Annotated in this window: 16 protein-coding genes; 12 read left to right on the top strand and 4 right to left on the bottom strand. The window is 39.2% G+C overall.

Going from position 1 to position 18,113, the window contains the following annotated elements; all coding sequences use genetic code 11:
• Positions 1 to 110: 110 nt before the first annotated feature.
• From ACE1AT_RS19390 to ACE1AT_RS19375, 4 genes are all read left to right on the top strand, one after another.
• Positions 111 to 779: a hypothetical protein gene (locus ACE1AT_RS19390; RefSeq protein ID WP_374871229.1), complete on the top strand. Its 669-nt coding sequence runs from the start codon at positions 111 to 113 to the stop codon at positions 777 to 779.
• Positions 776 to 2,011, top strand: coding sequence for a restriction endonuclease subunit S (locus ACE1AT_RS19385; protein ID WP_374871227.1), 1,236 nt, complete (start codon positions 776 to 778; stop codon positions 2,009 to 2,011). The genes ACE1AT_RS19390 and ACE1AT_RS19385 overlap by 4 nt, the downstream gene beginning before the upstream one ends.
• Positions 2,012 to 2,081: 70 nt before the next feature.
• Positions 2,082 to 2,903 carry a DUF3800 domain-containing protein gene (locus ACE1AT_RS19380; protein ID WP_374871225.1) on the top strand — a complete coding sequence of 274 codons (822 nt, stop codon included), beginning with the start codon at positions 2,082 to 2,084 and terminating at the stop codon, positions 2,901 to 2,903.
• 204 nt (positions 2,904 to 3,107) lie between these two features.
• Positions 3,108 to 3,539, top strand: a complete 432-nt coding sequence (locus tag ACE1AT_RS19375) for an STAS-like domain-containing protein (RefSeq protein ID WP_374871223.1) — start codon at positions 3,108 to 3,110, stop codon at positions 3,537 to 3,539.
• 251 nt (positions 3,540 to 3,790) lie between these two features.
• Here the strand turns inward: ACE1AT_RS19375 and ACE1AT_RS19370 are convergent, their stop codons facing one another.
• Positions 3,791 to 4,771 carry a peptidoglycan-binding protein gene (locus ACE1AT_RS19370; RefSeq protein WP_374871221.1) on the bottom strand — a complete coding sequence of 327 codons (981 nt, stop codon included), beginning with the start codon at positions 4,769 to 4,771 and terminating at the stop codon, positions 3,791 to 3,793.
• 208 nt (positions 4,772 to 4,979) lie between these two features.
• A complete protein-coding gene (locus tag ACE1AT_RS19365; RefSeq protein WP_374871219.1) occupies positions 4,980 to 5,747 on the bottom strand; it encodes an N-acetylmuramoyl-L-alanine amidase in 768 nt (255 codons plus the stop codon).
• Positions 5,748 to 5,969: 222 nt separating this feature from the next.
• Between ACE1AT_RS19365 and ACE1AT_RS19360 the strand changes: the two genes are divergently transcribed.
• From ACE1AT_RS19360 to ACE1AT_RS19350, 3 genes are all read left to right on the top strand, one after another.
• Positions 5,970 to 6,800 (top strand): PD-(D/E)XK nuclease family protein, encoded by an 831-nt coding sequence (locus ACE1AT_RS19360; RefSeq protein ID WP_374871217.1) that lies wholly within the window; start codon positions 5,970 to 5,972, stop codon positions 6,798 to 6,800.
• 308 nt (positions 6,801 to 7,108) lie between these two features.
• The gene (locus ACE1AT_RS19355; RefSeq protein ID WP_374871215.1) at positions 7,109 to 7,744 is read left to right on the top strand and encodes a GNAT family N-acetyltransferase; all 636 of its coding nucleotides are present in this window, start codon (positions 7,109 to 7,111) and stop codon (positions 7,742 to 7,744) included.
• A 68-nt stretch (positions 7,745 to 7,812) separates the two neighbouring features.
• Positions 7,813 to 10,263 (top strand): DHH family phosphoesterase, encoded by a 2,451-nt coding sequence (locus tag ACE1AT_RS19350; RefSeq protein ID WP_374871213.1) that lies wholly within the window; start codon positions 7,813 to 7,815, stop codon positions 10,261 to 10,263.
• 103 nt (positions 10,264 to 10,366) lie between these two features.
• Here ACE1AT_RS19350 and ACE1AT_RS19345 read toward each other — a convergent pair whose 3' ends face one another.
• Positions 10,367 to 11,059 (bottom strand): YdcF family protein, encoded by a 693-nt coding sequence (locus tag ACE1AT_RS19345; RefSeq protein ID WP_374871211.1) that lies wholly within the window; start codon positions 11,057 to 11,059, stop codon positions 10,367 to 10,369.
• 310 nt (positions 11,060 to 11,369) lie between these two features.
• On the opposite strand from ACE1AT_RS19345, the gene ctpB reads away from it, so the two are divergent.
• The 4 genes from ctpB to ACE1AT_RS19325 all read left to right on the top strand — a co-directional run bounded on the left by ctpB (position 11,370) and on the right by ACE1AT_RS19325 (position 15,669).
• A complete protein-coding gene (gene ctpB / locus ACE1AT_RS19340) occupies positions 11,370 to 12,710 on the top strand; it encodes a carboxyl-terminal processing protease CtpB (RefSeq protein ID WP_374871209.1) in 1,341 nt (446 codons plus the stop codon).
• 141 nt (positions 12,711 to 12,851) lie between these two features.
• Positions 12,852 to 13,820 carry a glycosyltransferase gene (locus ACE1AT_RS19335; RefSeq protein WP_374871207.1) on the top strand — a complete coding sequence of 323 codons (969 nt, stop codon included), beginning with the start codon at positions 12,852 to 12,854 and terminating at the stop codon, positions 13,818 to 13,820.
• Between the two features lie 225 nt (positions 13,821 to 14,045).
• Entirely contained in the window at positions 14,046 to 14,768 is a 723-nt protein-coding gene (locus tag ACE1AT_RS19330; RefSeq protein WP_374871206.1) for a GAF domain-containing protein, read from the top strand.
• Between the two features lie 205 nt (positions 14,769 to 14,973).
• Positions 14,974 to 15,669: a response regulator transcription factor gene (locus ACE1AT_RS19325; RefSeq protein ID WP_096676887.1), complete on the top strand. Its 696-nt coding sequence runs from the start codon at positions 14,974 to 14,976 to the stop codon at positions 15,667 to 15,669.
• 493 nt (positions 15,670 to 16,162) lie between these two features.
• Here ACE1AT_RS19325 and ACE1AT_RS19320 read toward each other — a convergent pair whose 3' ends face one another.
• Positions 16,163 to 16,444: an Npun_R1517 family heterocyst differentiation transcriptional regulator gene (locus tag ACE1AT_RS19320; RefSeq protein ID WP_016864346.1), complete on the bottom strand. Its 282-nt coding sequence runs from the start codon at positions 16,442 to 16,444 to the stop codon at positions 16,163 to 16,165.
• Positions 16,445 to 17,562: 1,118 nt separating this feature from the next.
• Here ACE1AT_RS19320 and ACE1AT_RS19315 point away from each other — a divergent pair.
• Positions 17,563 to 17,922 carry an NAD(P)H-quinone oxidoreductase subunit M gene (locus ACE1AT_RS19315; RefSeq protein WP_016864349.1) on the top strand — a complete coding sequence of 120 codons (360 nt, stop codon included), beginning with the start codon at positions 17,563 to 17,565 and terminating at the stop codon, positions 17,920 to 17,922.
• The last annotated feature ends 191 nt before the right edge of the window (positions 17,923 to 18,113 follow it).

Here is an 18,113-nt window from a genome sequence, read left to right as displayed (position 1 = left end):
CCATGAGGATTTCAAACAGTTAGTAATGTTTGTCATACTGTCTATATTAATTACTCACTAATTTACGTGATTATATTTAATTGAAATTGTATCTATTAGTACTAGTATATGTGCTACAAAATGAAGTGCGGAATGTGGGATATACCAAAATTCCTACAAACATCTTATTTTTTGACCGTTCTGGACAAACGCATGAGATTTGGTACTATGAGTTACCTTTGCCAGAAGGACGGAAAACTTACACCAAAACGAAGCCGATACAGGATGAAGACTTTTCTGAATGTGTGGCATGGTGGAAGAACCGAGAAGAAAATGGACAAGCTTATAAATATAACTTTAGGGAAGCTTATAATCAGGCGATAAAAGATGCAACGCCTTATTGGGATGCTGGTAAGAAAGCTGAGGAAACTGCTAATCAGCTTGCAAAGACATTTAAGGAATTAGCTGAGAAAATCCAAGGTTTACAAAATTCAATTTTGGACTTTTCGCCACCGAAAGAAGTTGCACAGATTAATAGTCAGATTCAGTTAATTAGGAATGAAGTGAAACAGGCTCAAACTGAGGAGCAAAGTCAGCGCGAGATTGCTAAAGATGAGAAGGCTAAAGGGGACGCTATTTACTGGGCAATTTATAATCTTGACCGAAAAAACCCAAATAGTCAGCAAGATTTTGAGCATTTACCACCTGAGCAGTTAGTTGCTGATATTTTGAAGAAAGATAGGCGGGTGGCTGAAATTATGGAGGAGATTCAAAGTATTTTAGGTAGGGGCAATTCATGAGTTGCCCCTACAATAATTCGATTGAAGCAATCACCGATATGAGTCTAGTTTATCCTCTAGTGCCTCTGGGTAAAATTTTAATACCTGTAAGTCGTCCAGAAATTGTTGAACCACAGGTAAAATACAATCTTTTAGGCGCTCACTGGTACGCTGAAGGTTTGTATACGAAAGAGATTAAAAGTGGTTCACAAATTCAGGCTAAATTATTATATAAAGTTGAGAAAGGTGACTTTGTTTACAATCGTCTATTTGCTTGGAAAGGCTCGTTTGCTATTGCAACAGAGAAAAATGATGGTTGCTATGTCTCAAATGAGTTTCCCTGTTTCACATTAAATGTAAATAAAATCGATAGTCAATACTTGTGGAGATATTTTAGCCGTACTTCTGCCTGGGATGAAGCACTTAGTTTAAGCAGTGGTGGAACACCCACAAGTCGAAATCGGCTCAAAGAAGAAAAACTTCTTTCTCTGGAAATCCCCCTACCACCGCTAGAGGAACAACGGCGGATTGTGGCACGGATTGAGGAACTGGTGGGGAAGATTGAGGAAGTGCGATCGCTACGCCAAAAAGCACTTGAAGAAACAGAAGCTTTATTAACATCGGCTCTGAATTTAACTTTTGAAAAAAATATTGATAAACAGGGATGGGAACTTAAACCTTTGAAACAAGCAGCAGAAGTTGCAAGAGGCAAATTTACACATCGTCCTCGCAATGATCCAAGGTTTTATGGTGGAAATATCCCATTTATTCAGATTGGTGATATATCTAACTCTAATCGTTATATTAGAGAATACTCACAAACGCTTAATCAAGACGGGCTGCGTATTAGTCGAATGTTTCCCAAAGGTAGCATTGTCATAGCTATCACAGGGGCTACTATAGGTGTTACCGGAATCCTCACTTTTGATTCTTGTTTTCCAGATAGCATTGTTGGAATTGTTCCTAACCAAGATAGTGTAATTCCAGAGTTCATCTACTGGTCGCTGGAGTATGTCAAAAAATTTGCGCTTGCAGAAGCTACTCAAACAACCCAACCTAATATAAATCTTCAAATTTTAGATAAGCTAAAAATTCCAGTCCCAACCTTCCCGGAACAACACCGTATCGTCACCTACCTCGACGAACTTCAAACCAAAGTTGACACAATGAAACGACTCAGACAAGAAGCCATGAAAGAACTTGATGCGCTGCTACCATCTATTTTAGACAAAGCATTTAAAGGAGAGCTTTGAGTATAAAAAAGATATGCCATCTTTAATTATGCTGGTAAAATCAATAAAATGATTTTCATAACTCTTCGGAATGAGCATAGAAGATAATATTCGTCATTATTTTGTTGACGAAGCAGGTGATTTAACTTTTTTTAATAAAAAAGGGAAAATCATCATAGGAGAACCTGGTACATCAAAGTTTTTCATGGTAGGTGTAGCTCAAGTTTGTCAACCAGATAAAGTAATTAGGGAACTTGCAGAACTCAGAACACAGCTTTGTAACGAGCCAAGGTTTAAAGATATCTCTTCAATGCAACCCTCTGCTAAAAAAACTGCAATTACTTTCCATGCTAAAGACGATCACCATGATGTCAGGCTAGAAGTCTTTAAACTGATGCAAACTTTTGAAGTCAAAATGTTTGTAGCTATTAGATGCAAAATCGGGTTAGCCGCAGCAACAAAAAAAACTTACGAAGCACTGGGTAAAAAAACAAATCAAGATGATATATACGATGACTTAGTAAAACGATTGTTCAAAGGTAAACTACACAAAGCCAGTGAGAATCATATCGTTTTTGCCAGACGCGGAAAAACAGCACGAGAAGAAGCACTGCAACAAGCTATTAATCAAGCAAAAAAGAACTTTGAAACTAAGTGGAAAATCTGCTCAGATAGTCAAACAACTATTAAACCAGCCTACCCATCAGAGTTTGCTGGCTTGCAGGTTGTTGACTACTACCTGTGGGCTTTACAGCGATTATACGAACGCCAGGAAGATAAATATTTTATTCCGCTTGCCCAGAAATATAGAATGATTATGGATTTAGATGATCGGCGAAATAAACTTTATGGGGAGTGGTATACCGATTCAAATCCACTTTCGCTAGATAAATTAAAGTGGGTAGTGGGCTAGGTCTAAGCAGACAAGCTACCCAGACACACGGCATGAAGCCGACGTTCGCCCACAAATCTATTTTATCACTTGTAATAGTGGGTTTAACTATTTTATTTTTATTATTAAAGTCATCTCCATAAACTTGATAAAACGCCACTGAAACCAAGTATCTATATTTATTTAATTCTTACAAAACTCAATTTCTAGGGAAGGTTACAAGCGATGAAACACCAAATCCTAACCCTAATAGGCAAAAACTGTATTACACCTGACGATGGTCAGAAAGTGTACGATATAGTTCATCCAGAATTATTAGCTCTTCATGAGGTTGAGCTAGATTTTGCAGGAGTAGAAATTTTTGCTTCCCCGTTCTTTAACTTTGCTATTGGACAATTACTTCGGGATATTAAGCCAGAAACCCTAAATCAGCTGCTCAAAGTCTCCAATCTAAACACGGTTGGTAAGCAAATACTTAAACTTGTAATCGAAAATTCAAAGCGGTATTACTCCGACCCTGATTTTCGCACTAGAGTAGACCAAGTTATCAGTGAAGATGATGGTGATTATGTGACTGTTCCAGGTATTAAAGTGTTTACTGCAAATAATGGTGCGATCGCAGCTGCAACAAGTCAAGGCAAACTTTTGGTTAGGTAAGAAGTGCGTACACCGAAGGGGTTGCCGAAGGCATCGCTTGATTGTTGTCCAAATTAGATTGTTTAACAATTGTTTCTGAAGAGGAGGAGTTTTAAAACGAAATTTTTCCCAACGAGCGAGCGATCGCACCACAACATCAAATAGCTAAAACCCACTTGAAGTGGGTTAAAGGGCTTGTTTATTCAGTCTACTTTCAGTAGAGTTCGGCTATTAGGGCGCAGTTTACTTGCGGGCGATTTGGTTGCTTATAATTATTTCGCAGGATATTTCGCTAAAAATTCATCACCAGGAATAACTGTGGTATGAAATAAATAGTCTTTGTTTTTCTGATAACGTATATCTTGTTTAATAATTGCCATGAATTCTCTATGACCATCGCGAGTCCGTCCAACTAAACACCCTGCACTAGCACCTTTAATATTGGTACGAGGATAATCAAATCCCCAGTGTTGGTTAATATCAAAGACACCTGTGTCGAGAAAATCGCCAGTTCGCATCATGTCTTTATTTTTGTCGCGATATACAGAAATAGGTGTCTTTTGAACTAAGGCTTCATGTGGATCTGAACCACCTCCGTAATGAATGCCTACTGCCCAAGCTTTATACTGTCCAAAGGCTATTCTGGCAGCTCCATATTCTTTTGCTCTACCTCCCATAGGATTGTTGGTGAAACTAGAACCGGGTTCTGTTGTTCCTTCCCAATTACCTCTGATTACTGGTCTAAAATCTGCATCTGGTATTTCAATTACTATACGGCGATCATTGAATTCGTTGGGAGCATCACTATTTTGAGTTCCATCTGCATTCATTCCCTCAACATAGACAATGTTGTACTTTTTGTTCCCTACAGAGACACGGTAGTTCATCTCTAGCATGTATTTAATGAGTCGGGCTGCTAGATTGTTGAGAGAATAATCGATTTTAGGTTCAGGAATATCACTTGGTTTGCTTTCAATTAAAGCTTTAGCTGTTGCTAAACCCAGAAATCCTTTTTCTTCAGCAACTTCTGGACGAATTGCAGAAATAGCCACTTGAAATTCCACAAGTGCGTCACTAGAAATACGTCCAAATTGTCCATCCGCAGGAGGATCAAGAAAATTCAACCAAATCAGTACCTGTTGAATATGGGTTGCTAATTCTTTATCAGCAGCGATCGCTTCAATTCCATAATCTAAAGAACCTTGATTATCTTTAGCTTGTTTACTGGCTTGATAGAAATTTTCCAAACGCATAATATTTCATCCCCTGGTCAAAAACTAAAATTAAGTTCTAGTTACTTAATAAAACAACGCTCATTTTAAGAATTACGCATTTGCATAAATTTAAATTGCTTGCAGAACAAATTAGCAGATCAGTCAATCAAGAACTTATCCTGAGCAGCTTGGCTGAGTTATAGAACAACCTATCATTTAGGCTAATTAATTAGCAAATTAAATAGTACTAATCTTGTTCTATAACCTTTCCGTATGCATCGAAAATGAAATGCTGATCTCGATTTGCTTTACTTTGATCAACCCACTTTACCCAATAATGTTTTTCTTCGTATCTGAAATCTAAAATCGGATATTCTCCAGGCTCAATATCAACTAGAGTTTCTTTTGGTATTTCAGATGATTGTTCTGTAGAAGGTTTCAATACTGTTTTTTGGGTTATTTTCAGGAGATATTTTTTCCCTTCAGCAGGTTTTGGTTCATCTGCGTCTGATTCTCCAATTAATCCATCTTTGATAGCTTCAGCCATTTTTTCAGCATTGAAGCGATCCATATCTACTTTAGAATCACAAAAACAACACTCCACTAAAATAGCTGGCATGGAGGTATTTTTAATCACAAAAAATGGGGTGCTTTTGACTCCCTTATTTTTAAATCCGAGCTTGACAATTTGATTTAGAACAGACTGAGCAATAGCTTTGGATATGTTGCTAATAGCAAAAACTTCTGTACCGTTCGCTTGCCCATTAAAAGCATTAAAATGTATTGACACAAAGACATCTACATTATTGCTATTAGCTTTATCGACCCGTTTTCTCAGTGATTCTCCCACAGTTGCAGCTGTTGTAGGAGTACAATTAATCACACTATGACCTGCGGCTGCTAACTTTTGCATCAAAAATGTACCAACCGCTTTGGTTAAATTATCTTCTTTTTGAATTCCGACTGCACCCGTATCTGGAGGACAGTTATGTCCCATGTCAATAGCAAATTTCATTTTTAAATTCCCAGCCTTTTGCTTATCGTAAGTATTTTTTACTTAACAAGCACGATATCAGCATTGTATCATATTTAACCTAAAATTAATCTAAAGTTCGTATGAGATGAAACGCTTGTACGAAGCGCAGCGGGCGATACTTCTTTGGAGTCGCTACGCGATGGTGGAAAGCACCCACCTTACGGCGATCGCACCTTTTGCAATCAACGCTAATCTAAAATAATGCTATCTACTCAAACTCAAATTTTGCGACTTTCCCAAGGACAACTTAACCTACTAGAACGTTGTCCACGTCAGTTTCAACACACCTATTTAGAACAACTCTATTCTCCCACCGAGCCAGAGCGGGAAGAACACCAGACTTTAGGGAGTCGGTTTCACCTGCTAATGCAACAGCGGGAGATAGGATTACCTATTGATGGTTTTTTGGAGACAGATACACAACTACAAAGTTGGATGACAGGTTTTGCAAACGCGGCACCAGACATCTTAACACCTATTACTAATAGTCAAACTTTTCGCGAAAGCGAACATTACCGCACCTTACAAGTTCAAAATTATTTACTAACTGTTGTCTACGATTTACTAATTGCAGATAATCAGCAAGCACAAATTTTCGACTGGAAAACTTATCCCAAACTTCCTACTAAACGCAAACTTGAACAAAATTGGCAGACACGCCTTTATTTGTACGTATTAGTAGAAACTAGCGATTATCTACCAGAAAATATTTCCATGACATACTGGTTTGTTCAATCTGAAGGTAAACCACAAAGTATTAAATTTAGCTACAATTATATCCAACACGAAAAGACTGCCAAGAAACTCAAACAATTATTAACTAAATTAGGTCGTTGGCTAGAAGATTATCAGCAAAAAAAAGATTTTCCGCAAGTTTCCGAAGGTAGTAAAACTTGTCAATATTGTCAATTTGCCAAGAGATGCGATCGCACTTATGCTCAGGGTTCACAAATATCAGAGGAAAACTCGCAGATCCAAGATTTGGATACTAACCTCATGAATATCGCTAGTATTCAAGAAGTGGCTCTATAAGAGACTGCTAAATAAATATCTAAATAGTTCTTAGAAAAGGCAGTTTTGTAGGTTGGGTGTAGCGACAGCGAAACCCAACATTATAGTCTGGTTAATGTTGGGTTACACTCCGTTCCACCCAACCTACATAATGTCCTTTTTGAAAAACTCCTCTTTTCAAGATGGACGAGGTTTAGTTCTTAGAAAAGGGAGAAAAGCAAAGAATAACAAAAAAACAAGGGAGATGGGAAGATGAGAAGAATGACTAATGACTATTGTACAGACGCGATTAATCGCGTCTATTGACCAACAATCAACAATATGATTTTATGCATCCAGCAGAATTTGATGCGGTTTACGTCCGCGAATTAGAAATAGATGATATAGCCCCTGTTTATCATTTAGGAGAAGAACTATTTACCAGTGATTTGTATCCCTATTTATATCGATGTTGGGATGAATGGGAGGTAATTGGACTTTATAATACTGATCCAGAATACTGTTTAGTTGCAGAAATTGACGATCAAATCGCAGGATTTGTTTTAGGAACCATTATCACCAAAGCATCCTGGACTTACGGATATATTCTGTGGTTAGGAGTCAGCCCAAAATTTCAGCGACGTGGTGTAGGTGACAAACTGGTTGATGGCGTCATTGCCCGTATGATTGAAGATGGGGCGCGATTTATGTTAGTAGACACAGATCCAGAAAATGTACCAGCAGTAAAATTTTTCAGCCGTAAAGGTTTTGGTAATACCCGTCAGCATGTTTTCTTGTCGATGAATTTAAGCAAGCACGAACATTATGGCAGGCTAATAGATTATGAACGACAAAAAGCGGAACGAGCAGGTTACAAGCGATCGCGCCCTATCCGCACTCGTAAAACTGAAGGTATTACTAACGAAGTTGTCCTAAATGGCCTCATTAGTGAATCTCCAATTACCGACGAACAAACACCCGTTTAACAGTTATCAGTTAACAGTTATCAGTTATTAATTACCAGTTTTCTCGCTTGGGTAATGGTCATTTATATATGCCCGAACAACAGTGGATTGTAGCATCAACTGAACAATTGCCGGAGTGGTTTCTACAAGCTGTCACGCAGTATACACCCCCATCTAGCGGACAGTTTGCAGCACAGTTATTATGGCAACGTGGTATACGAGGGATACCACAAATAGCTACTTTTGTTAATCCCAAAAATTACTTACCTGCAAGTCCGTTTGAGTTTGGACAAGAAATGCATCTAGCAGTGGAACGCTTGCAACAGGCATGGCAAACTGGTGAGAAAGTCGCTATTTGGGGTGACTTTGATGCTGACGGTATTACCTCCACAGCCGTGTTATGGGATGGTTTAGGGCAATTTTTTATCCAAAATTCGCAGTTAGTTTACTACATTCCAAATCGGTTAATAGAATCCCACGGACTCAACTATCAGGGCATAGATCAGTTAGCAAATCAGGGATGTAAATTAATCGTAACTTGCGATACTGGTAGTACAAATATTGATGAAATTACTTATGCAAAACAGCTAGGTATTGATGTGATTGTTACAGATCATCACACTCTACCAGCAGAACGTCCACCAGTAACAGCCATTATTAACCCTCGGTATTTGCCTAGTGACCATCAATTGTTTCATCTTTCAGGAGTAGCAGTTGCTTACAAGTTAATAGAAGCTCTGTATCAAAAGCTGCCAGATATTCCGCAAGAACCGCTAGAAGATTTATTGGATTTAGTCGCAGTAGGATTAATTGCTGACTTAGTACAGTTGAGCGGAGATTGTCGCTACTTGGCTCAGTTGGGAATTGGGCGACTACAAGAAGATTTTAAACTACCACCTGCACAACGGCGACGTCCAGGAGTGGGGCGATTGTTAGAATTATGTCAAAAAAGTGGCGATCGCCCCACAGATATTTCTTTTGGACTTGGCCCCCGGATCAATGCTGTGAGTCGGATTCAAGGTGATGCTAGTTTCTGCGTAGAATTACTGACTAGTCGCGACCAAGCACGTGTTCATCAGCTAGCAGAAGCAACAGAATTAGCCAACTCCCGTCGCAAATCTTTACAAAAAGAGGTTGCTCAACAAGTCAACCAAAAGATCAACCAAATGGACTTGTCTACGACCAGTGTCATTGTTTTAGACGATCCTCAATGGGCCGTTGGCGTTTTGGGATTAGTAGCAGGACAAGTAGCACAGGAGACAGGACGACCGACTATTTTGTTAAGTACAGAAGGAGTAGGGGGACAAGGGGGACACGGAGGACAAGGAAGAACTTTCATTGTGTTTTCTCCCAATCCCCAATCCCCATTACCCCTTATCCCCAGAGGGGACCCCACCTGCCCCTTATCCCCAAAGAGAACCCCTACCTTCCCCAATCCCCGATCCCTAGCCCGTGGTTCTGCGCGTTCAGTTAATTCTGTCGATTTATACCAACTTGTCAAAAATCAAGCTCATCTTTTACATCGTTTTGGTGGACATCCTTATGCGGCGGGGTTAAGTCTACCAGTGGAAAATATTCCTTTGTTTACACAAGCAATTAATCAACAGTTACGGCAAAGTTTGGGTGGTGCAACTTTAACACCAACACTACAGGTGGATTTAGTGGTGACAGTGGGAGATTTGGGGAAAGAATTATTTTTAGAATTAAAACTTTTGGAACCCTGTGGAATGGGTAATCCTGTCCCAAAGTTGCTGATTCAAAATTGTTGGTTTGAAAATGGTTGGCATCGCAATCAGCAAGATTCCCAGGGTAAAAAGATACAGTATATTAAAACCGAGTTTGATCTTCGGGATGAGTCTACCAAAAATCCTTTCCCTGGTGTGTGGTGGGGACACTATAAAGATGAATTACCACCAGGACGTTGTGATTGCATTGTAGAGTTAGATTACAATACTTTCAAAAAACGTTACGAAATTCGTTTAATTGCCGTGCGTTCTAATGAGCAATCTGCAAAAGTAACTCAGCACTCTATACAAATATTAGACTGGCGCCATCTCACCACTACAAGCACACTGAGTACATCAAGCACATCCCCACTCTTGATTAAAGAATGTCCTACTAGCTGGGATGATTTACGAGCATGGTTGAGGCGATCGCTTCACAATCAGCAACCATTGGCGATCGCATGGTCTAAAGCAGAACCTCAACCTCCAAAGCAAATCTGGCTGACGTTGGTAGGAATCGCCAAATATCTCAGTCGCACCAATCAACTAGTCACCCGTGTTCAACTTTTGCAAAAACTTGGTATTGGTGATCAAAGTTTACACATGGGTTTTAGGGCATTAAGACATTTAGGTTTTTCCATTCAAACACAAGATCGTTATTTGCAAATCAGCCAACATTTAAACACTAAATCCACACTGGCAGAGGCTGCAATTGTCAAGTTTTTAGATGCTGTTCGCGAAGAACAATTTCAGCGTCAATATTTCACCGAAGTTCCGATCTCAACCATTCAAGCGATCGCAATTCAAACAATTTAGTTTGTCATTGGTCATTAGTTATTCTTCTCATCTCCCTTGTCTCCCTTGTCCCCCATGTCTCCCTTGTCCCCCGTGTCTGGTGTGTCCCCATGTCCCCTTCCTCCTATAAATTCCCCTGGCGTTCACATTTAAAACTGCGATGTTGCCAAGATTTCATGTCTACGTCTGTCAAGTTTGTCACTTGGGAGCATTCTGGCTGAATAATTTGGCTTAATCCTGCCCAAAAAAAGCTACGGGTAATATCTAGTCCTGTTTTCGGCCAAGATTCACGATTACCGGGAATACCTTGTTCTTGTACAGTTTCTGTCTCTACCCAAATGCCATGCGCCCCTAACATGATCTGTGCTAGCCATTTAGCCCGTGGTAAGTGTGTAGGAGAGGTAATCAACATGACTTTATGCACATGCCAACGGCGTAGAATCGGAATACCATAGTAGAAATTACTGAAAGTCGAATCAGCGCACTTCTCCAACCAGACATTGGCTATTGGAGCTGCTTCCCTTTTAAAAATTAGCCAAATACAAGGATCAGGGGAACCACGAGAAATTAAAACCTTGATTTGCGGATGTTGTTTGATCAACTTAGCAACAAAAATTTCTCGACGGATACTACCGCCAAGTACAAAAAAAGTGTCTACTGGCTTGGAGGATGCGGAGACTAAAGTTATAGTAGTAAACACCAGCCAAATGCTAAGGAAAACACCCAAGCCAATTTTAATTTTTCGTAAAACTTCCCACCTTTTCAGTAAGTTATTTATACGAGGAAAATTATTAAACTTTGTAACTTTACGGTTCATAGCAACTTTATATAAAATTTAAATTACCTATATTTTTTAATCATTAAAATTAATGCATCCAGGAAGAACCGATTTTAGGTAATAATGAGTGCAATTATGACACTGATGAAAGCGTCGTATGAATGCAGTAAGCTGACTGAGCAAGTTGACTAGTGCGAGATAAAGTCCTTGATAAGTATTACGGTATTTTCAAGACAATTTAAAGGAAAACAGAATGAAGGGAGTATAGCCGGACAGAACAATTTATAACTTTCTACAGAGCTTCTGATTGCTAAACTGTCAACCACACAATTATTCCAGCTTAATATACATGAAACAATCTGCAAAACGTTACTCGCCACTGCAAGTAGCTTTAATTGGAGGAGCGATCGCCACCACAGCTACAGTATCTGTATTCGGGCCAGGTTGGAGTCGTTCTGTTCGTGCAGCACTACAAGATAGCCCTAAACAGGTAGTTGACCAAGTATGGCAACTGGTAAATCGCGAATATGTGGATGGTTCTTTTAATCGCCAAAACTGGCAAACAATCAGACAGAGCCTATTGAGCAGAAACTATTCTTCTCGTGAAGAAGCTTACACCGCAATCCGCGAAGCGATGCAAAAACTGGGAGATCCATATACACGGTTTATGGACCCTAAACAATTTGAATCTTTGACCAACCAAACATCTGGAGAAGTCTCCGGAATCGGCATTCGGATGGAGGTGAATGAAAACAGCAAGCGGTTAGTTGTTGTAGAAGCCTTAGAAAATTCGCCAGCAATCAAAGCCGGAGTCAAGGCAGGCGATCAGATTGTGGCGATTGATGGTAAACTCACCAGCCAGATGAAAATCGAAGATGCCTCCAAGCTGATTCGTGGTAGAGCAGGTACAATGGTCACTCTGCGATTAGAAAGAGATGGACGTAGTACTTTTGACCTCAAACTGACACGAGCTACGATTGAAGTTCCAACAGTACGTTATGCCCTCAAACAAGAAGGTCGTCGCCGAGTTGGCTATATTCGTTTACGGGAATTCAGCGCCCACGCGGCAGATCAGATGCAACGGGCCATCCGTGATTTGAATGCCAAACAAGTCGATGGCTTTGTACTAGATTTACGGGGTAATCCTGGTGGCTTGTTGCAAGCAAGTATTGAAATTGCCCGGATGTGGATGGATGATGGTGCAATTGTCCGCACTGTAGACCGTAAAGGTGGCAGTGAAGAAAGCAAAGCCAATCACACAGCCCTCACAAATCGTCCTTTAGTGGTACTAGTTGATAATAACTCAGCCAGCGCGAGTGAAATTCTCACAGGCGCACTTAAGGATAATAGACGAGCAATAGTCGTGGGTAGTCAAACCTTTGGCAAAGCCCTAGTCCAATCAGTACATGAGCTTGCAGATGGTTCTGGTGTAGCAATTACCATTGCCCATTACTACACTCCCAAAGGAACAGATATTAACCATAAGGGAATAGCACCAGATATTAAGCTGGAATTAACAGAGCAACAACAGCGTCAGCTCGCATCTAATCCCGATTTGTTGGGAACTAACAAAGATCCTCAGTATAATCGTGCTTTGGCAATTCTCTCTAACAATCAGTTTGCCCAACCTTTACCAAATCAAACATCTCAAAAACCAACTAGCTTTGGTGCTAATAATTTGCGGCTTTAGTACTCAAGTTTAGGATTTGGGAATACTAAAAATTAGGTAGTTGGTTGTTGTTTGTTGTTTGTTGCTTGCAAAAAGCATCAACAAATAACCATCAACAAATAACTACCATAAATTTTTATTCCTAAACTTGAGATTAAATATATGAATTATCAATCAACCAACCCAATGACCACTGATGCTTTTTTGCCAAGAGTATCGGTGGTTATTCCTATTTATAACTGTGAAACTGATTTACCGAAGTTAATTAATTGTCTATTTGCTCAAACTTACCCAAAAGAATTAGCAGAATATTTGTTAGTAGATAATAATAGCAGCGATCGCACTTTTGAATTATTACAACAAATAGCCAAAAATTATCCCCTATTGATTCGTGTTTTAAGTGAAAATAAAATTCAAAGTTCCTACGCAGCCCGTAACATGGGAATTCGCGCTGCTAATGGTCAAATAATTGCCTTTACCGATGCTGATTGTCGTCCTCAACCAGAGTGGCTAAAGTTATTAGTTGCACCTTTTGTTAACAATGATATAGCAATTGTCGCTGGTGAAATCACAGCACTACCAGGTAATAGCTTATTAGAACAATTTGCTGAAAATCAACAGACTTTATCGCAAAAGCACACTCTCAATCATAAGTTTTGTCCCTATGGTCAAACTGCAAATTTAGCGATTCGACGACAAGCATTAGAGAAAGTGGGTTTGTTTCGTCCATATCTAACAACTGGTGGTGATGCTGATATTTGTTGGCGAATTCAACAAGAAAATATTGGACGTTTAGAATTTGCAAACAAAGCGATCGTACAACACCGTCACCGTACCACACTGAAAGAATTACAAAATCAATGGCGGCGTTATGGGCGTTCTAATCGTTATTTGCACGAATTGTATGGTGTGGAATTAATGCGAGACATGACACTTAAAGAATCTAGCTATCGACTAGCACGTTGGTTATTCAAGGAATTACCAAAGGAAAGTATCAATTCTTTAACTGGTAAAACTCAGGTTGTAAATTTATTAAATACTCCCATTGGTATATTGACAGCTAGGGCGCGTACTCTTGGTCAAAGAGAAGCTAAACTATCGCAACAAGCCACAATAATTGAAACGCTATAAAAATTTGGAATTTGAGATTTGGAATTTGAAATTGTGAATAGTTAATAGTAGGTAATACCTAATTACCAATGATCAATTACCAATCTCAAAGTTTATTTTTTGATAATTTCATGGAAACTTTATATTTTAAGGAATTCAATCGCCATACCGAAAATTTATAAAAACGTTATAATTTTTAGCAATATTACTGTAATTTCCGAGTATTGTATTTACTGGAGTTTGATAATGTTATATTGGCAAGATAAATCTGGTTTACCAAATTTCTATAAAGGTTGGAATGTTTTTATAGGTGAAGAACAGAACGACACAGGTACTGGATTTGATACGTCGCTGCAAAAAGTACTTGAGTGGTTGAAAGAGTATATGTCTGTAGATACTGTTACTGTCTTATTACCTATTACAGATCAGCAGAATCTAGATGTATACGCCAGTATTGGACTTGAGGAAGAAATAGCACAAAATATCCGTATTCCCATTGGACATGGTATAGCTGGTCGCATTGCCGCAACTATGAAGCCAATGATATTGGATAATTTGTCGGAGGTAGAAATCGTTAGTCCAATCTTACGCCAAAAGGATCTGAAATCACTTGTTGGTATACCAGTACTCCTCAAACAAGGTTTGGTAGGAGTACTACATGTTGGCACTTTTAAGTCTCATCATTTTACTGAACGTGATGTAGAACAACTGCAACTAGCTGCACATCGCATCAGCACAATGATTCATGCAGAGGTTTTAAATCTCGAGCAGAGGGAATACAATCAGAAATTTGGTTTACACAACTCCTACTTCCATCCCCACTTTGATAGTGTGTATCTAGTATTGGCATTGAGTATTTTTACTTTGAAAGAGCGAGTATTAAGATTAGCAAGTGCTGCATTAGCCTACATAAGTTCAGCTAGACAGGAAGACAAAAAGCACAATTTTCCTACATTTCAGATAGGTTAATATCCCCCACGCTCTAGCGATAATTCTGAGCAGGGTACAAGAAAGTGGATAAATTCTGGGACTCAATCCGTAATCTAAAATCCATGCATCTTCAAACCCTCGGATAAATCTTGGGGGTCAATCCAAAATCTAAAATCTAAAATCCAAAAATGTTTGACCAACAGCCTGCTAAATTGGAGATAAAGTCGAGGAAAGGAAACTGTAAATGTCTGCACAATTGTTACTGGTAGATGATGAGCCGGGACTGCGTGAAGCAGTAAAAGACTATTTACAGGAAAGCGGTTTCAGCGTTCAGGTTGCCAGTAACGCTCGCGAGGGCTGGGAATTAATGCAACAAAATACACCTGACCTGGTAATCTCTGATATTATGATGCCACAGGTAGACGGCTATCAATTCCTCAAGCAACTACGTGAAGACCCCCGCTTTCAAGCATTGCCAGTGATTTTTTTAACTGCGAAAGGTATGACGACTGATCGCATCCAGGGTTATCAAGCTGGTGTTGATGCTTATTTACCAAAGCCCTTCGATCCTGATGAGTTAGTGGCAATAGTCGAAAACCTGCTTAAACGTCGTGCTAGCAAAATTCCAACTACAACTGAAGAAGGCGAAACACCTGATATTGCCGATTTGGCTAATCAAATCGCCCAAATTAAGGCCTTATTAACCCAAAGAAATGCGATCGCTCAGTCTCCACCACCATTTACAATCGACTTAACTCCGCGAGAGCAAAGTGTTTTAAATTTGGTAGCGGAAGGTTTGATGAACAAAGAAATTGCTCGTCGTCTAGAAACCAGCGTCCGCAATGTTGAAAAATATGTCAGCCGTCTATTTAGCAAAACTGGTACCAATAGCCGAACCGAGTTAGTTCGTTTTGCTCTTGAACATGGTTTGGCAAAATAAAGATAAAGATACAGAGATAAGAAAAAACAGGAAACTGGAAGTTCCTCAATCAGCATAATCCAGAAGCAGAATTCAGAATTTTGAACCCTGAGTTCTGAATTTTGCAATTTCTAGCGAATTCGATGCCTCCAGATATATCAGTAAGAGCAAATGGGTTCTAGGAATATCCTAGAAAATAATTGCAAAACTTAAAATTTGCCAGAAAGCAGGGTAAAAAATGCACTTAATAGGCACCCACTCAGTATCTGTAGTGCAAAGGATGAAGGCTACTGTAAAAGTAATAACGTCTTTACCCTAGACGCCCAGAAAAAAGCTTCTCGTAGAGTAGGGTTAGACTTAAGCTGATAACTACAGGATTGGGTTACAAAAGCGGGTTATGGAAAGAGTAAATTATCTAACAGATAAATTTAAATAAGTTCACCAATTCCCTGCCCAATACAAGACACAAAACAAACCATTACTGGTAATTATATATCTCAAATAGACCTCAAGATTAAGTGTTTTCAGTAGAGTTACGTAAACGCATTAACTGGCGGCGCATTTGTGGTGATGCTTTCAGTTCTGAGATTTCCTGCGCCTTCACAGAAGCTTGCAGAGTCTCTAGAAATTCGTCAGATCCTTCGGTTAATAAAGCATCTAGCAACACCTGTAAAAGTTGGTCGCGATCGCCTAATAAACTTTTTTCCTCAATCAACCGAAATTTAAGATGTATTTCACATTCATAAACGCCTACTTCAATATTATTTATCTGGCGTGGTAATACTTTGGAGTTCATAATTTTTAGGATTCCTTTACTTTTTGGCGATAGATGTGAGGGGCTATATCTAAGAGCAAAATTTCTTTATATTGTTTTGAAATCCAAACTGTTTGATTCAATTTTTTTCTTTCCTTGAACTAAATTTGCATTTCATTTTGCTTCTCCTGCTATTGTTTCCATCTAGACTCTTAATGTCAAGACTTAGATTTTGCAGCAAATGCTGTAGTTGAACAGCCATAACTATTATTCAGTTTTTGAGATTGCATACAATAAAGTTTCTGTAAGAACTTGTTCTGGCTTTTTAAAGGTTTTTACATCAACTTTATCTTTACGTCAATAACAGTTTGGGATTTTACTTATAAACTCGTGCTTATACGTAAGTATAAACCCGGAATTTATTTTACATAATGAAAGTCTGTCATTGTCATGGGGAAATTTACGTAAAATCACTGGATGTACGATTTTTCTAGTTGATAAAGACGTACAAGTTATTAATAGGGAAACTTATCATCGGTAACAAATTTTCTTTTGATAGAAAATATAAACTTAGTTGCAATTATTCCAGCCGAGTATACCGCTTTAAAATTCCTTTGGCTGGACATGTACGAAAAACTTGACAGTTATGCATCCAAAGGGGTTCCTCATCAACTAAAGTTTTTCTTCGCCCGCGCAAAAATAAAAACAAAATCTCCAAATCAATAGAATCTGGATTGACTTTAGCTGTCCCCATTCATAAACTTGAGCATCAATCTGATGACACCTCCCATTGTCTTCTCCAAACAGATGAACTTTTTACCTATGACAGCCATAGATTTTTTCTATTAGAGGGTTGTGGCGGCCATCTTAGCTAAAGATTCATGGGGATTCAACTGGTTATTGGGGCATTGGGCATGGGGCATTGGGCATTGGGCATTGGGCAACAAGTTCTTAATTTTGACTTTTGACTTTTGACTTGTTTTGTCCCCCTTGTCTCCCTTCCCTTGTCTCTCTTCCTGCCCGATCAAGATTAAGATAGAACTATGTCTACCCCAAAAAGTTAAGAGCCTGATAGATATTACGCTAATCGTGGCATCTTTGACAGATTGCTTGTATTCTAGTCAAACGAGAACTGCTATAACCTGAATCACCAAACCGTTATGGACGACAACCCAATGCTGCTTAAGTCCACAACCCGACATATCCGTATTTTTGCGGCAGAAATTGACCGGGATGGCGAACTAGTTCCCAGCAATCAGGTCTTGACGTTGGATGTTGACCCAGACAACGAATTCAATTGGAATGAAGATGCTCTGCGAAAGGTTTATCACAAGTTTGATGAACAAGTGGAAGCATATAGTGGCGCAGACCTAACAGATTATAACTTGCGCCGTATTGGGTCTGTCTTAGAGCATTTTCTGCGATCGCTTCTCCAAAAAGGCGAAATCAGTTACAATCTCTCTGCTCGTGTCACTAACTACAGCATGGGACTTCCCCAGGTAGCACCTGGCAACCAATAAAGCTAGGAGTTGAGTTAATTAGTTATAAAAAATTATTAACTCTTAACTCCTGTAAGGACAGGTTTAGCTGGGTCAGACTTCTGCTGATGGCTATTGGCTCTAGCTAAACCCAGCCCTACTTGGAAATGGGTGTAAGGGTGTATAGGGGTGTAGAAAAAAAGCCAAATTTTCATGTTTGGCGGTGAAATTTT

The sequence above is a fragment of the Pelatocladus sp. BLCC-F211 genome, from assembly GCF_041928655.1.
Taxonomy (GTDB): domain Bacteria; phylum Cyanobacteriota; class Cyanobacteriia; order Cyanobacteriales; family Nostocaceae; genus Pelatocladus.
The sequence above is the reverse complement of the archived record's forward strand: the minus strand, read 5'-3'. Positions and strand labels throughout refer to the sequence as shown.

Coding starts and splice junctions, on each gene's coding strand:
- ACE1AT_RS19385 (WP_374871227.1), top strand. CDS start 776: ATGAGTTGCCCCTACAATAATTCGATTGAAGCAATCACCGATATGAGT.
- ACE1AT_RS19380 (WP_374871225.1), top strand. CDS start 2,082: ATGAGCATAGAAGATAATATTCGTCATTATTTTGTTGACGAAGCAGGT.
- ACE1AT_RS19375 (WP_374871223.1), top strand. CDS start 3,108: ATGAAACACCAAATCCTAACCCTAATAGGCAAAAACTGTATTACACCT.
- ACE1AT_RS19370 (WP_374871221.1), bottom strand. CDS start 4,771: ATGCGTTTGGAAAATTTCTATCAAGCCAGTAAACAAGCTAAAGATAAT.
- ACE1AT_RS19365 (WP_374871219.1), bottom strand. CDS start 5,747: ATGAAATTTGCTATTGACATGGGACATAACTGTCCTCCAGATACGGGT.
- ACE1AT_RS19360 (WP_374871217.1), top strand. CDS start 5,970: ATGCTATCTACTCAAACTCAAATTTTGCGACTTTCCCAAGGACAACTT.
- ACE1AT_RS19355 (WP_374871215.1), top strand. CDS start 7,109: ATGCATCCAGCAGAATTTGATGCGGTTTACGTCCGCGAATTAGAAATA.
- ACE1AT_RS19350 (WP_374871213.1), top strand. CDS start 7,813: ATGCCCGAACAACAGTGGATTGTAGCATCAACTGAACAATTGCCGGAG.
- ACE1AT_RS19345 (WP_374871211.1), bottom strand. CDS start 11,059: ATGAACCGTAAAGTTACAAAGTTTAATAATTTTCCTCGTATAAATAAC.
- ctpB (WP_374871209.1), top strand. CDS start 11,370: ATGAAACAATCTGCAAAACGTTACTCGCCACTGCAAGTAGCTTTAATT.
- ACE1AT_RS19335 (WP_374871207.1), top strand. CDS start 12,852: ATGAATTATCAATCAACCAACCCAATGACCACTGATGCTTTTTTGCCA.
- ACE1AT_RS19330 (WP_374871206.1), top strand. CDS start 14,046: ATGTTATATTGGCAAGATAAATCTGGTTTACCAAATTTCTATAAAGGT.
- ACE1AT_RS19325 (WP_096676887.1), top strand. CDS start 14,974: ATGTCTGCACAATTGTTACTGGTAGATGATGAGCCGGGACTGCGTGAA.
- ACE1AT_RS19320 (WP_016864346.1), bottom strand. CDS start 16,444: ATGAACTCCAAAGTATTACCACGCCAGATAAATAATATTGAAGTAGGC.
- ACE1AT_RS19315 (WP_016864349.1), top strand. CDS start 17,563: ATGGACGACAACCCAATGCTGCTTAAGTCCACAACCCGACATATCCGT.